General features: G+C 71.9%; 16 protein-coding genes. 4 read left to right on the top strand and 12 right to left on the bottom strand.

Annotated elements, in window-relative coordinates; all coding sequences use genetic code 11:
• Window positions 1-2 precede the first annotated feature (2 nt).
• From ACZ79I_RS21705 to ACZ79I_RS21690, 4 genes are all read right to left on the bottom strand, one after another.
• The gene (locus ACZ79I_RS21705; RefSeq protein ID WP_471499149.1) at window positions 3-578 is read right to left on the bottom strand and encodes a heme-binding beta-barrel domain-containing protein; all 576 of its coding nucleotides are present in this window, start codon (window positions 576-578) and stop codon (window positions 3-5) included.
• A 246-nt stretch (window positions 579-824) separates the two neighbouring features.
• Entirely contained in the window at window positions 825-1,730 is a 906-nt protein-coding gene (locus ACZ79I_RS21700; RefSeq protein WP_471499148.1) for a hypothetical protein, read from the bottom strand.
• Window positions 1,727-2,635, bottom strand: a complete 909-nt coding sequence (locus ACZ79I_RS21695; RefSeq protein ID WP_471499147.1) for a hypothetical protein — start codon at window positions 2,633-2,635, stop codon at window positions 1,727-1,729. The genes ACZ79I_RS21700 and ACZ79I_RS21695 overlap by 4 nt, the downstream gene beginning before the upstream one ends.
• Window positions 2,632-3,393: a hypothetical protein gene (locus ACZ79I_RS21690; protein ID WP_471499146.1), complete on the bottom strand. Its 762-nt coding sequence runs from the start codon at window positions 3,391-3,393 to the stop codon at window positions 2,632-2,634. Before ACZ79I_RS21690 ends, ACZ79I_RS21695 begins: the two co-directional genes overlap by 4 nt.
• A 153-nt stretch (window positions 3,394-3,546) precedes the next feature.
• On the opposite strand from ACZ79I_RS21690, the gene ACZ79I_RS21685 reads away from it, so the two are divergent.
• Window positions 3,547-3,909, top strand: coding sequence for a DsrE family protein (locus ACZ79I_RS21685; protein WP_471499145.1), 363 nt, complete (start codon window positions 3,547-3,549; stop codon window positions 3,907-3,909).
• Window positions 3,910-4,014: 105 nt separating this feature from the next.
• On the opposite strand, the gene ACZ79I_RS21680 is transcribed toward ACZ79I_RS21685, so the two are convergent.
• From ACZ79I_RS21680 to ACZ79I_RS21650, 7 genes are all read right to left on the bottom strand, one after another.
• Window positions 4,015-4,272, bottom strand: a complete 258-nt coding sequence (locus ACZ79I_RS21680; RefSeq protein ID WP_471499144.1) for a DUF3099 domain-containing protein — start codon at window positions 4,270-4,272, stop codon at window positions 4,015-4,017.
• 119 nt (window positions 4,273-4,391) lie between these two features.
• Window positions 4,392-4,679 (bottom strand): DUF1416 domain-containing protein, encoded by a 288-nt coding sequence (locus ACZ79I_RS21675; RefSeq protein ID WP_009189358.1) that lies wholly within the window; start codon window positions 4,677-4,679, stop codon window positions 4,392-4,394.
• A gap of 35 nt (window positions 4,680-4,714) precedes the next feature.
• Window positions 4,715-5,554, bottom strand: coding sequence for a sulfurtransferase (locus ACZ79I_RS21670; RefSeq protein WP_471499143.1), 840 nt, complete (start codon window positions 5,552-5,554; stop codon window positions 4,715-4,717).
• Window positions 5,555-5,700: 146 nt separating this feature from the next.
• On the bottom strand, window positions 5,701-5,808 hold the full coding sequence (locus ACZ79I_RS21665) for a putative leader peptide (RefSeq protein WP_356788782.1): 108 nt from the start codon (window positions 5,806-5,808) through the stop codon (window positions 5,701-5,703).
• A gap of 211 nt (window positions 5,809-6,019) precedes the next feature.
• Window positions 6,020-6,757, bottom strand: a complete 738-nt coding sequence (locus ACZ79I_RS21660) for an LmeA family phospholipid-binding protein (RefSeq protein WP_471499142.1) — start codon at window positions 6,755-6,757, stop codon at window positions 6,020-6,022.
• A gap of 131 nt (window positions 6,758-6,888) precedes the next feature.
• Window positions 6,889-7,980 (bottom strand): hypothetical protein, encoded by a 1,092-nt coding sequence (locus tag ACZ79I_RS21655; RefSeq protein ID WP_471499141.1) that lies wholly within the window; start codon window positions 7,978-7,980, stop codon window positions 6,889-6,891.
• Window positions 7,981-7,983: 3 nt separating this feature from the next.
• The gene (locus tag ACZ79I_RS21650) at window positions 7,984-8,238 is read right to left on the bottom strand and encodes a MoaD/ThiS family protein (RefSeq protein ID WP_471505124.1); all 255 of its coding nucleotides are present in this window, start codon (window positions 8,236-8,238) and stop codon (window positions 7,984-7,986) included.
• Window positions 8,239-8,796: 558 nt separating this feature from the next.
• Between ACZ79I_RS21650 and ACZ79I_RS21645 the strand changes: the two genes are divergently transcribed.
• From ACZ79I_RS21645 to ACZ79I_RS21635, 3 genes are all read left to right on the top strand, one after another.
• Window positions 8,797-9,543 (top strand): ferric reductase-like transmembrane domain-containing protein, encoded by a 747-nt coding sequence (locus ACZ79I_RS21645; RefSeq protein ID WP_471499140.1) that lies wholly within the window; start codon window positions 8,797-8,799, stop codon window positions 9,541-9,543.
• Between the two features lie 83 nt (window positions 9,544-9,626).
• Entirely contained in the window at window positions 9,627-11,264 is a 1,638-nt protein-coding gene (locus ACZ79I_RS21640; RefSeq protein WP_471499139.1) for an FAD-dependent oxidoreductase, read from the top strand.
• Complete coding sequence (locus ACZ79I_RS21635) at window positions 11,261-11,521, top strand: hypothetical protein (RefSeq protein WP_471499138.1); 261 nt, start codon at window positions 11,261-11,263, stop codon at window positions 11,519-11,521. The genes ACZ79I_RS21640 and ACZ79I_RS21635 overlap by 4 nt, the downstream gene beginning before the upstream one ends.
• Before the next feature lie 198 nt (window positions 11,522-11,719).
• Here ACZ79I_RS21635 and ACZ79I_RS21630 read toward each other — a convergent pair whose 3' ends face one another.
• The gene (locus ACZ79I_RS21630; RefSeq protein ID WP_471499137.1) at window positions 11,720-12,649 is read right to left on the bottom strand and encodes an alpha/beta hydrolase; all 930 of its coding nucleotides are present in this window, start codon (window positions 12,647-12,649) and stop codon (window positions 11,720-11,722) included.
• Between the last annotated feature and the right edge of the window lie 64 nt (window positions 12,650-12,713).

The raw sequence follows: 12,713 nt of genomic DNA, 5'->3' as shown, positions 1-12,713 counted from the left end.
GACTACTTGAAGAAGGCGATCCCGTCGTCGGGCAGGTCGTCCGGGAGCGCCTTGGCCCAGCGCTCGACGTCCTGAGGGGTGACGACCTTCTTCAGGTGGGCCGACATGTAGGGGCGCAGCGGGATGTCGGGGGTCTGCTTCTCGCCCACCCACATCAGGTCGCTGTCGACGTAGCCGTACAGCCGCTTGCCGCCGCTGTACGGGCCGGATGCCTCCGTCCGCGCCACGGCGTCCGTCGCGAGGTCGATCTGCGGCTTCTTGTCGGCCAGCTCGCCGTACCAGACCTCGACGACGCCGTCGCTGCGGACCATGGTGACCTCGACCTTGCGGTCCATGTCGATCCGCCAGTAACCGGACTCGGACTCCAGCGCCCTGACCTTGTTCCCCTCGCCGTCCAGCACCCATGTGTGGGAGTGGTACTCCAGGAAGTCCCGCCCGTCGTGGGTGAAGGAGACCTCCTGCCCGAAGTTGCACTTCTCGGAACCGGGGAAGTCGTGTACGCCGGCGCCCGCCCAGGTGCCGAACAGGAAGGCGAGCGGGACGAGGTCCTTGTGGAGGTCGGACGGGATCTCGATCATGAGTGGTCTCTGGTCGGGGACGTGGGAGGTGCGGAGGTCAGCGCTGGCCCTGGTACAGCTTCTTCACGGTCAGTCCGGCGAACGCGAGGACACCGACGCAGACCAGGATCAGCAGGGCTTCGAAGAAGATCTCCACGGGTGCTCCTCGGTTGAGCGGGGGTAATGCGGTACAAAGGCCGGGCCCCAGCTTACGCGGCCGGGGCCCGGCTCTCTCTCCGAGGTCCGCTCGTCCTCCGCGGGGCCGGCTCAGCCGAGCAGCTGGCTCTGCAGCACGACCGTCTGCTGGAACGGCACGGCCCTCGCGCCGCCCTTCCGCGACTGCACGATCAGCGCAAGGGTGTCGCCCGCGGACAGATACGCCTCACGCACCTGCTCACCGCCGTAGGGCCTGGCCTCCACGTACACGGTGCGGGTGACGTGCTCGACGTAGGCGGTGCCCGGGAACCGCTCGTCCCGGGTCACCTCCTCGGCACCGCGCACGGCGTACCGCGGAGACCCGAAGGACGTCAGCTCGTCGGACATCATCAGATGGTCGACGACGGCCGCGGTGTCGAACTGCAGCAGGTAGATTCGCGTGCGCGTGCCGTCCCGGGTGGTCCAGCCGCGGGCGGCGACATGCCGCAGGCCGTTGTCGGTCAGCAGCCGTCCGACGTCGTCGCGGTCGCCCTTGTGCGCGAACTCCGCGAGAAACGTCCCCAGGGGCAGCCAGCCGTCCGTGCCGCGCAGCGCCGGGTCGGCCTCCGCGCCCCGGGGCGCGGGCAGGAGCAGGGCCCGCAGGTCGGCGTAGTGTGCTCCGGCCTTGTTCTCCTCGACGAACGGCCCCGGGCTGCCGGACGGCAGCGGCGGCCTGGTCAGCTCCGGGTACTCCCAGCGCCCGTCGGAGACGGTGGCGAGTCCGGGGACGTCGGTGCGCTCCATCCGCGTGATCCCGTACGCGGCCGCGCCCCCGGCCACCGCGAAGACGGCCACGGCGGCGGTCCAGCGCAGGAGGGCACGCAGGACGCGGCGATCCTTCGCCGCGGGAGGTGCCGCGAGGGCTGGTGGTGCAGGCACCGGCGCCGCGGGCGCCGGCACCGCGGGCGTCGGCAGCTCGGGCGTCGGCAGCTCGGCCCCGGCGTCCTCCTGCCCGGCCCGGTCCGTCTGCTCGGTCATACCGCCTCCCCCGGGTCCGTGATGCGGTCGAGCTGGGTACGCAGCAAGAACGCGGCGCTCTTGGTGTCCAACGGCCTGGCCGCGGACGCCGTCGCGGTGACGAGCACGTCACCCTCGTACGCGGAGCAGAACATGCTGTCGAGCTTCTCGTCTGCCTTCTTCGGCGTCAGGAAGCAGTGCGCGTTCTTGTGGCCCTTGATCGAGGGTCCCTTGCGGAAGACGCCCAGGGCGTCCAGGAACGCGTTCTGGAAGGACGAGATGTCCCGCACGGCCGCGCGGCTCTGCAGCCGCGCCAGTGTGATCTCCATGGTGAACGCCCTGTCCGCGTAGGCCGTCGAACCGCCCGCCTCGGAGGTGCTGAGGTAGCTGCGCAGCGCCATGCCCTTGATGTGTTCCTTGTCGACCTGCCGCTCCAGACGCAGCCGCTGGGAGCGCGGCAGGTCGCGCAGAGACTCCTTGCGCAGGGCGGTGGCCTCGCGGCCGCTCAGGTCGGCGTCGGCGCCGTACCGGCCGATGTCGGGGCCCCGGCTGAACCCGTCGGTGCCGTACGGCACGAGCATGGCCGCGAGCCCGGTCCCGGAGGGCTTCCTCACCTCGGCGTCCTTCTTCTGCGCCGGGAACTTCCAGGTGGGCGCGCCCGCGTCCCGGTCGGCCCCGTCGACGGTCACCACGGTGAAGCCGATCCCCGCGACCAGGGCCGCGGCCAGCAGGACGCCTCCGGCGACGGCGGCGGCCCGTCCGCGACGCACCGGCCTGCCGGCCGGCGTCCGGTCGGGCAGGGCGACGGTCGCGCCCATGGGTTCCACGGGGCCGACCTGGCCGGCCTCGATGCTCTCGGCGTCGTCGGCCCTGTCGGCCTTCTCGGCGCCCTCGGCGTTCTCCCTGTTCTCACCGGTGTCGCTCACAGCCGTCCCATCTGCCGCTTCGCCAGATCCATGATCTTTTCCTTGGGGATCGGCTTCGTGTCGTAGACCCATATCTCCACGGCGATGTCGCCGCGCCAGGCATGTGCCTCCGCGCTGTACACGGACACGCCGTAGTCGGTCAGCGGCTTCGTGTGGACGTACGCCCTGCCGTCCCCCGTGCCGGGTATGGCCCAGCTGCGGGTGCCGCCTTCGCGAGCGGCCCAGTAGTGCCCGTCGTCGGCGGAGTCGGCGGCGGCGACCTTCTCCTCCTGGCGGTACTGCACGAGATGGATCTCGACGCTGTACGTGCTGCCCACCCGCCATTCGGCGACCGCGGCCCGGCGGAACTCGTCGGCGAGCTCACTGCTGAACACGCTGTCCGGCTCGGTGAAGCCCTCCGCGTACTGCGCGAGGCTCATCCAGCCGCCACGGCCGCTCGGAGACAGGGCCTTCCGGGCGCCGCTCGGCCGCTCCAGCAGCAGCCTGCGCAGATCGCCGTCGGTCCGGACCCGGCGGTCCTGCGCCGCCGACGGCGGCGCAGGAGCCGTGCCCTCGCGCTGGGCGAGTTCCGGCTGGGAGAGCGGCGGCAGGGCGGTGGGTGCGCGGCCGGCCTGGACGACGTAGCCCACGCAGGTGCCGGCGACGACGCCGAGCACGGCCGCCGCGGCGATCAGCAGTGCCGTACGCCCCTTCCGGCGTACGGCGGGCGCATCCGCGGCGGATGCGCCGGGGTCTTCGGACGGATCCGGATCAGGCACCGGTCTGGATGCGTCCGCGACTTCCGAGACTTCCAAGACGTCCCCCCAACAAGACGAAGCACGGATTCCGTAATCCATGCGCCCCCAAAGACCGATGAGCGCTGACCAGGGTTGTCCAGGGAGTCCGTCACGGTTCGGACTACCATGCGAGCCATGGCGAAGAAGCTCGTGATCAAGGTGACGGCCGGGGCGGACGCCCCGGAGCGCTGCTCCCAGGCGTTCACCGTGGCGGCCGTGGCCCTGGCCAGCGGGGTCGACGTGTCGCTCTGGCTGACCGGGGAGTCCTCCTGGTTCGCGCTGCCGGGCCGGGCCGCCGAGTTCGAGCTCCCGCACGCGGCGCCGCTGCCCGACCTGATCGAGTCGGTCCTGGCGGGCGGGCGGATCACCCTGTGCACCCAGTGCGCGGCCCGGCGTGACATCACGGAGAAGGACGTCATCGAGGGCGTGCGGATCGCGGGCGCCCAGGTGTTCGTCCAGGAGGCCGTGGCGGACGACACCCAGGCGCTCGTCTACTAGACGCTGGCAGGCGGGCCGGGGACGGGTGACCGGGGGGCCGACCGGGACGGCCCACGAAGCGGGGCGGCCCACCAAGCGGGTCGGCCCACGAAGCGACGGCCCGGGCTAGCGGCGTTTCTTGCCGTCCAGCTCGTCCCACCACTCGTCGGACTTCGGGTCCCCGGACGGGTCGTCCCACCAGCGGTCCTCGGGGCCGCGGCGGTTCGCCACCATCGCGGCCAGCGGCGGGATCACCATCGCGACCAGGCACATCGCCACGGCCGCGGGAACCGACCAGATGCGTACGACGCCCCAGGCCAGGACGAACAGCCCGATACAGGTGCCCATCATGGCGAAGTACAGGTGGCGCCGTCGCGCGTACATGTCTCCAGGTTAGGACGGGACATGCCGGAGGGCCGCACCCGGCCGGCAAGCGTCCAACCCCCGGCGGGTGCGGCCCTCCGGCCGCGTGTACGGTCCTGGGACCGTCATGGAGAACGCCGTCAGACGGCGATCGCGACCTCCGCGAGACCGCCCTTCTGGGCGACGACCGTACGGTCCGCGGTGCCGCCCGGCACCAGGGCGCGCACGGTCCAGGTGCCCTCGGCCGCGTAGAAGCGGAACTGTCCGGTCGCCGAGGTCGGGACCTCGGCGGTGAACTCGCCGGTCGAGTCCAGGAGGCGCACGTACCCGGTGACGGGCTCGCCGTCGCGGGTCACCTGGCCCTGGATCGTGGTCTCACCGGGCTTGATCGTCGAGGCGTCGGGGCCGCCGGCCTTCGCTCCACACATGGTTCTTCCTTCGGGGTAGGTCCGGGGATCCGGGATTACTTGGCGGCGCCGAGCTCGATCGGGACGCCGACGAGGGAGCCGTACTCGGTCCAGGAGCCGTCGTAGTTCTTGACGTTCCGGACGCCGAGCAGCTCGTGCAGCACGAACCAGGTCAGCGCGGAGCGCTCACCGATGCGGCAGTACGCGATGGTGTCCTTGGCGAGGTCGATGTCCTCCGCGGCGTAGAGCTCCTTGAGCTCCTCGTCCGACTTGAAGGTGCCGTCGTCGTTGGCGTTCTTCGACCACGGAATGTTGCGGGCGGTCGGGACGTGGCCCGGACGCTGCGACTGCTCCTGCGGCAGGTGCGCGGGGGCGAGCAGCTTGCCGGAGAACTCGTCGGGCGAGCGCACGTCCACCAGGTTCTGCGCGCCGATCGCGGCGACCACGTCGTCGCGGAAGGCGCGGATGGACCTGTCCTGCGGCTGGGCCCTGTAGTCGGTCGCGGGGCGCTCGGGCACCTCCTCGACCAGCTCGCGGGCGTCCAGCTCCCACTTCTTGCGGCCGCCGTCGAGCAGCTTGACGTTCTCGTGGCCGTACAGCTTGAAGTACCAGTAGGCGTACGACGCGAACCAGTTGTTGTTGCCGCCGTAGAGGATCACCAGCGTGTCGTTGGCGATGCCCTTCGCCGACAGGAGCTTCTCGAAGCCCTCCTGGTCGATGAAGTCGCGGCGGACCGGGTCCTGGAGGTCCTTGGTCCAGTCGATCCGGATCGCGTTCCGGATGTGGTTCTTGTCGTAGGCGGAGGTGTCCTCGTCGACCTCGACGACGGCGATGGCCGGTTCGTCCAGGTGCTCCTGCAGCCAGTCGGCGTCTACCAGGACGTCGCTACGGCTCATGTTGTCTCTCCTCCGGGGCAGTTGCGGCGGGATGTGCGGGTCAGAAGGGTGCGGGTGCGGGTACGCGGACGAGCGCGTACACGGCACACGGGTGGCCCTGAGTCAGAACGGGAAGGGGCCGTCGATACGGGAGCGCGTTCTCCCGCTCAGAAAGTGCGACAGAGCATGGCGGCGACGCGGCACAGGTCTACTGCCCGCCGCTTCGTGAGATCCGCCTGTCCTCGCGATCGGAGGACACTCGCCTGGCACTGCATGGCGTCGATCGTAGGGACGGACGGCCCGGCGTGCCACCGACATGTCGCATGGCGAGACGATATTGTCCGGGATTCGAGACGTAAGAGGTCTCACGGCCCTCGCCGCACGGCCCGTGGACGCCCGGCCGGTCATCGTATCTACGGTGCGGACGGGGCGTCTCGCCACGTGGACGCCGCACTCGGGGCGCCGTGTTCCGTTCGCGTCGCTCTTCTACCCCGCCAGCCGGACGTGCGAACCCTTCACGGTGATCTCCACCCCGTCCTTCGCCGCCTCGACCCTGTCGAGCCCGATACCGCCGGGAAGTTCGTCGATCTTCTGCTGGAAGTCGGTGATCGCCCGGATCCTGGTCTCGGCGATCTCGACCCCGCCGAACCTGGGCAGTGCGTCCGCGTGCACCCTGACGGTGTCGCCCCGGGCCGTGACCGAGCTGAGCACATAGACAGGCTTGGGCAGCGTCGCACCGAGGACCTTCGCCTCGATCGCGACCTTGATCTTGCCGTTGCCGCCGTCGGAGAGGCCGATCACCCGCGCGGTGACACCGGGCGCGACCCGGGTGGGCACGGACTTGGCCGTCTTGAGCAGCTCGTCGTACGCGATGAGGGCGGTGCCGGTGGCGGTGGCCGCGGTGGCGGAGCTGTAGTCCCCGGAGAAGCTGACGCCCTTCATCCGCGCGGTCAGGTCGTCGATCCGGATCTTCTCGGTGCCGTTGCCGGTGGCCGCCTCGTAGTTCTTGATGCCGACCTCGACGTCGTCCAGCTCCCCGCCGGCGACCTGGGTGAGGAACGGGAAGCCCTTGATGGACACGTCCGGCGTGGCGGCCAGGTTCTCGGTCGCCTTCAGCTTGTCGGCCGCCTCGCTCTCCGCGAAGTGGACGGCGACGCGGTCCGCGATCACGAAGAGGACGCCCAGGACGACGGCGACGGTCAGAAGTATTCGCAGCGCGCGCATGCTCGGTGTTCCCCCACCTCGGCGTCATCAACGACGGCAGCCACCGACGACCGGGTGGCCGTCGAGCGCGACTGTAACCGCGCTCGGCGCGGTGACCGCCGAATTGTCGATCAGCTGTGACACGGCCGCGGTCACACCCCGAGGGCGCGCCCCAGCAGATAGACCGCCGGCGCGGCCGCCGCCAGGGGCAGGGCCACACCCGCGGTGAAGTGCACGAACCGGGACGGATAGTCGTAGGAGGCGACCCGGTGGCCGATCAGGGCGCAGACGCCCGCGCCCAGGCCGAGGAAGGCACCGGAGGCGTCCATGCCCGTCGTGTTGCCCAGCGCGATGCCCGCACCCGCCGCCGCCAGCAGCGCCACGACCACGGAGGCCGCGGTCGGCAGGGGCAGCGCCCGCGCGAGGACCGCCACGGCGGCCGCGGCGGCGCCCACCGTGACCGCGTCCGGCGCGGCCGCGAGGTGCCCGGCCGCCAGGATCGACAGCGCGGCCGAGGCCACGGTCGCCATCAGGCCGTACATCCGCTCGTCCGGATCGGCGTGCGAACGCAGCTGGAGCACCAGCGCCAGCAGCACCCAGACGCCCAGGGTGCCCAGGATCGCCGCGGGGGCGTGCTCCCGGCCGGCCGCGAGCAGCGCGACGTCAGCGGTGAGCGCGCCCAGGAAGGCCAGCGCGATGCCCTGGCGGGCGGGCCACATGCCGTTCAGCCGGAACCACCCGGCGGCCGTCACCGCCTGCAGGACCACGAGCGGTACGACCAGGGCGTACGACCCGACGGCCGCGGCCCCGGCGAGCAGCGCGCCGAGCACCGCGGTGAGCGCGGCGGGCTGCAGCCCCGGCTCGATGACGGGGGAACGGCCCTCCAGCCGGGCCCGCTGGTTGGCGGGGAGCCGGGAGACATCGACGGCGGGCGCCGCGGGCGGGGCCGCGGTCCGCGTGCCGGCACCGCCCTGGGCGACGCCGGGGGCCATGTGGCCGTGCGGTTCGTACCCGGGGACTTCCGGGGGCAGCGGCTGCCCGTACCCCGTCGGCGGCGCCTGTCCGTCCCACTGCTGCTGGGGATACGGCTGGTGCTGGTGCGGATGCTGGTGCGGATGCTGGTGCGGGTACGGGTGCTGCTGCGGGTACGCGGCGTTCGGGTCGTACCACCCCTGCTGCTGCGGCTGCCGCTGGTGGTAGGGGTCGGGGGCCGCGTCATACCCCTCGTACGGCTGGTTGCTCATCGCTCATCCTCCTGCGAACGGCGGGAGCACCTCGACCGTGCCGCCCTCGGCCAGCCGTACCGTCTCGTGCTCGCGGGTCCCGACGGGCTCCCCGTCGACGAGGAAGGAGCATCGTTGCAGGACGTGGACGAGTTCGCCGGGGTGACGCTCGCGGGCCGTCGCGAGCGCCTCGGCCAGCGTGCCCGCGTCGTACGGCTCCTCGGCGACCCCGGCGGCCGCCTTGGCGGCGGCCCAGTAGCGCACCGTGCCCTTTGCCATCTGCTTCCCCAACTCCGTCGTCGTGAACACCGTCAGGCTAGCCTCCCGGGCGGGGCGGAGAGTCCCGGGCGGGCCCGTCCGCGCAACGGATCCGCCCCCGCGCGCCAGCGCCCCGCGGGTCCGGGCGAATGGCGCGCGATGTCGCCCTTTTCGCTTTCGGACCCGGAAAACCGCTTCGCCGCGAGCGCGGCATATGGAACTCTCGCGCACCCGTGGCGCCTGTTTGCGCGAAGAGCCCGGCCCTGCGACGACTTCGGACGGTCAGAGAATTCAGAGGAAATTCAGAGGTGACCCCGCAAGCCCCTTGTGCTGATTTCGCAAAAGAGAACATTCCCCCGCATTCCCACCGCTGATCGCCTTCGCGAAAACCCCGATCGCCGATACCGCTTCGTGTAACGTCTGCCGCCAAGCAGCGCGCTGGCCCCTCCGGGGAGGGGAATGTCCGCGGGCGGCCCGCCCTCCGGGCGCAGCTGCCGTCCCCTGCGTGAGTGCACTTTCGAGCGCGGCGGCCGACCCGCCCGTGCATTCGCAGGCACGTCGATGCGAGGAGCTCACACCATGCCCAGGGACAAGGTGCCGGCAAGGCGCACTTCCGCCCTCGCCACCCTCGTCAGATGTCTGGTCGCTGCCGTCATCGTATTCGGTTTCTGCGCACTCCCGAACGCCAGGGCCAGTGCGGCGGTACCGCCCATACCGGGATCGCCCCTGGACGCGTACCAGCACGACATTCCCTATGACGGGGGTGTCCACGAGATCGCTCGGCTGGCCGCGCTCATCGCCTATGTACTGATGGTCTCGACGGTCGTCCTCGGGGTGATGCTGCGGCTGCGGTTCATGCAGCGCGCCGTGAACCGGGCCACGTTCTACGGAGCCCACATGACGCTGGCGCTCTCGGCGATGATCTTCGGCGGCATCCACGGGCTGACGTTCCTCTACCAGCCGGTGTGGCGGATCGGATGGGACGAGCTGACGGTTCCGTTCACCGGCGGGGTCCAGCGCGTACCGGTGGGACTGGGCATCCTCGGGACGGAGCTGGCCATCGCCGTGGCGTGCTCGGTCTGGCTGCAGAACCGCCTCGGCTACCACCGCTGGCTGAGGGTCCATCAGTTCGCCTACGTTTCGTTCGCCCTCATCTGGCTGCACGTCTTTCTGGTCCACCCGGAACCGCGCCACCTGAACCTGGTCTCGGTCGGCGTCGCCACCGGTGCCGGAACGGTGCTTCTGGCGACCCTGATACGTGTCTTCCCGTCGCGCTCCAGGCTGCGCCGGCTCGACTTTCCCGGCGGCACCGGAGTCGCCAGGTGAACCATCCCCCGTCAGGACAGCCGACGCGGCACCTCCCCGCCGCGGTCCCGGGACAACGCCTCCCGGGGAGCGTGCCACCGGGTGTGCCGGCCGGACCGGTCCGGACGCCGGACGGCGTCACCGGCCCGGCCGGGGGGCCTCCGGCCGAGCTCGGGGCCGCTGCCGCGATCCCCGCTGACTGGTTCGACCTGCCGCGCCCCGTGCTGGTACCCGAGGGCGAGCCCGTCCGGGTCGGCGTGGACAACAACCGCTGCCACATCTACGGCATATGCCAGCAGGAGGCGCCCGAGGTCTTCCGGATCTCGGAGAGCGGTTCGCTCCACTACACCCGCGCGGTCCCGGCGGAGTTCGCGGCCAAGGCCCGCCAGGCCGCGCGCTGCTGCCCCATGCAGGCGATCGGCATCGAGGGCGGGGGCGGCACCGGGCCGGCCGGCGACCGGCGACCGGTGCGTCCCCCGCGCAGCGGCTCGGGAGCGCGCGCGGGACGCAAGCGCATCGTCGTCGCCGGCGCCGGACTGGCCGGCCTGAGCGCGGCCAGCCGGCTCAGGGAGCGCGGCTTCGACGGCGAACTGGTCATCGTGGGAGAGGAACCCCGCCGCCCCTACAGCCGTCCTCCCCTGTCCAAGCAGTTCCTCTCCGGTGAGCTGGGCCAGGACCACCTGACGTTCAGGGCGGAGGAGGAACTGGACGCCCACTGGCTGCTCGGCACACGGCTGGTCGGCCTCGACCTGTACGGGTCGGCCCTGGAGATGCCGGGCGGCGAGCGGCTTCCGTTCGAGGGACTGGTCGTGGCCACCGGGGTGGACGCCAGGCGCCTTCCCGAGGCCCCGCTCTTCAGCGAGCGGATCCGCACCATCCGCACCCTGGCGGACGCCACCGCGGTACGGCACGCGATGGACGCCGCGCGCGCCCGGCACGCAGTGATCCTGGGCGGCGGATTCGTCGGCTGTGAACTGGCCTGCACGCTGCGGGACCGCGGCCTCGACGTCACCCTCGTGGTGCACAGCGCGCCACTGCTGCGCCGGGTCCTGGGCGAGCGGGTCGGTGCCGTGGTCGCCGGCATCCAGAGCAGGGCGGGTGTCGACGTGCGGCTCGGCACACAGGTCACCGACTGGCAGGACCACGGTGACGTCCTCAGGCTGCGGCTGGACGACGGCGAGGCGATCGACTGCGACTTCGTCGTCCTGGGCCTGGGCAGCGAACCGCGCACGGAGTGGCTGCGCGGAAGCGGGCTGGAGGTCTCGGACGGAGTGCTGTGCGCTCCCACCTGCCACGCGGTCGACCTCTGGGGCCGCCCGACCCCGCATGTCGTCGCCGCCGGAGACGTGGCCCGCTGGCCGAACCTGCGCTTCGACTCCGAACCCCGCCGGATCGAGCACCTCATCCACGCCGTGGAGATGGGCCAGCACGCCGCGGACGCGCTGCTGCGCGGACCGGACCGGGCCGCCCGCTTCGCCCCGGTGCCGCGCTTCTGGTCCGAGCAGCACGGCACGCGGATACAGGCCGTGGGCATCCCGTCCCTCGGTACCGACGTCGAGATCACCGAGGGGTCGCTGCGCTCCGAGCGCTTCGTCGCCCGCTACACCCGCGACACCGCCCACGGCCCGCAGATCGTGGGCGCCGTCGCCTTCGACATGCCGCTGGAACTCCTCGACCACCGCGACCAGATAGGCCGATCCCGTCCGCGCTCGCGGACCGCGAACCGAAGGAGCCGACGATGAGCCGTGGTGGAGGGGCACGTGCCCGGCGTTCCGGGCGCCCGCCGTCCGGCGGACTGCTGGCCCGGGCGCTGGCCCTGCCCGCCCGTCTGCACCTGCGCTGGCTGGTGATCCTCGTGGTACTGGCGGCGGCGATGGGTGCCTACGCCCGGGTGATGGTCACCGCGTCGCCGATGCCGCCGGGCAAGGCACCGGCCGAGCGGCCCGCGGCGGGTCACGGCGCCCGCTCGGGCACGCCGCAGAGACCGGACGGCCGGTAGGGCCCGCGCCCCGGTGCCGCCCGTACGCGCCCCGCGTCAGCGACGGCCGGTATGCCGTCGGCGAGCCGCCGCACTGACCCGGGGTCACCACGATCATGGACAGTCACTGTTCTCTTGGTGACGATGGGTGGCAGTGAGTGGCAGTGGGTGGCAACGGGTGACGGCGGTCAGGACGGGCCCGGCTGATCGTCGCGAGGGTCACCTCGCTCTCGCGGCCACCCACCGTCCGATCCGTGCCACCAGTTCCCCGTCGCTGGCGTGCTCGGCGTGGCCCATGCCCGGCTCCAGCCACAGTTCGGCGTGGCCGGGGGCGGCGTCCGCCAGCATCCGGGGGTGGTCCAGGGGGAAGTAGCCGTCCCGGTCGCCGTGCACGATCAGCAGCGGCGTGGGGGCGATCAGCGGAACCGACTCGACCGGGGACGCCGGTACGGGATCCCAGTCCTGGTGGTGGATCCGGGTGCGCAGACCGTAGCGGCTCACCAGGCGGCCCCCGGGACGCGTCACCAGCCAGTGCAGCCGCCGCATGGGGGCCGTACCCCGGTAGAACCAGCGGGCCGGCGCGCTCACCGAGACGACCGCGTCCGTACCCGCCTGCGCGCGCCCCTCGTGCCCTCCGTGCTCCGGCGCGCGGAAGGCGAACGGCCCGGACGGCCCGGACGGCCCGTACAGCGCGGCGTGCCGCAGCGCCACGGAGCCGCCCATGGAGAAGCCGACCGTGGCCACGCACGTGTGCCCCAGCTCACGCGCCCAGCGCACCGCCGCCGCCAGGTCGTACACCTCGCGGTCGCCGACCGTCGACCGTCCCCCCGACGCCCCGTGCCCGCGGAAGGAGAACGTGACCACCGCCCCGTAGCGCGCGAGCACGCCCGCCACCCGGCGGACGTGGGGCCGCTCCAGATCGCCGGTGAAGCCGTGCGCGACGACGATCGCAAGATCCTTCAGATGGCCGGAGGGTGCACACGCGGTGTCGTACGCGGTGTCGTATACGGGGGACCCCGGATCGTATGCGGCGTCGATGGCGACGCCGTCGGCCGTGCGCAGAAAGGTGCGTACGCGCCCGCGACGGGCCGTCTCGCAGTGCGGACGAAGCGTGGATCCTGCCACACGACCTGCCGGACCAGTGCTCATGTGGGCTATTCTCCTGTGTATGAGGACTCGGGCAGCGTAGCCCCCGGGTCCTTTTGTGCTTTCG

This window comes from Streptomyces sp. PSU-S4-23, assembly GCF_055632315.1.
This window is presented reverse-complemented; position numbering and strand designations above follow the sequence as displayed.

Excerpts from the sequence above, each read along its gene's own strand:
- ACZ79I_RS21705 (WP_471499149.1), bottom strand. The coding sequence starts at position 578 with ATGATCGAGATCCCGTCCGACCTCCACAAGGACCTCGTCCCGCTCGCC.
- ACZ79I_RS21700 (WP_471499148.1), bottom strand. The coding sequence starts at position 1,730 with ATGACCGAGCAGACGGACCGGGCCGGGCAGGAGGACGCCGGGGCCGAG.
- ACZ79I_RS21685 (WP_471499145.1), top strand. The coding sequence starts at position 3,547 with ATGGCGAAGAAGCTCGTGATCAAGGTGACGGCCGGGGCGGACGCCCCG.
- ACZ79I_RS21680 (WP_471499144.1), bottom strand. The coding sequence starts at position 4,272 with ATGTACGCGCGACGGCGCCACCTGTACTTCGCCATGATGGGCACCTGT.
- ACZ79I_RS21675 (WP_009189358.1), bottom strand. The coding sequence starts at position 4,679 with ATGTGTGGAGCGAAGGCCGGCGGCCCCGACGCCTCGACGATCAAGCCC.
- ACZ79I_RS21670 (WP_471499143.1), bottom strand. The coding sequence starts at position 5,554 with ATGAGCCGTAGCGACGTCCTGGTAGACGCCGACTGGCTGCAGGAGCAC.
- ACZ79I_RS21665 (WP_356788782.1), bottom strand. The coding sequence starts at position 5,808 with ATGCAGTGCCAGGCGAGTGTCCTCCGATCGCGAGGACAGGCGGATCTC.
- ACZ79I_RS21660 (WP_471499142.1), bottom strand. The coding sequence starts at position 6,757 with ATGCGCGCGCTGCGAATACTTCTGACCGTCGCCGTCGTCCTGGGCGTC.
- ACZ79I_RS21655 (WP_471499141.1), bottom strand. The coding sequence starts at position 7,980 with ATGAGCAACCAGCCGTACGAGGGGTATGACGCGGCCCCCGACCCCTAC.
- ACZ79I_RS21650 (WP_471505124.1), bottom strand. The coding sequence starts at position 8,238 with ATGGCAAAGGGCACGGTGCGCTACTGGGCCGCCGCCAAGGCGGCCGCC.
- ACZ79I_RS21645 (WP_471499140.1), top strand. The coding sequence starts at position 8,797 with ATGCCCAGGGACAAGGTGCCGGCAAGGCGCACTTCCGCCCTCGCCACC.
- ACZ79I_RS21635 (WP_471499138.1), top strand. The coding sequence starts at position 11,261 with ATGAGCCGTGGTGGAGGGGCACGTGCCCGGCGTTCCGGGCGCCCGCCG.
- ACZ79I_RS21630 (WP_471499137.1), bottom strand. The coding sequence starts at position 12,649 with ATGAGCACTGGTCCGGCAGGTCGTGTGGCAGGATCCACGCTTCGTCCG.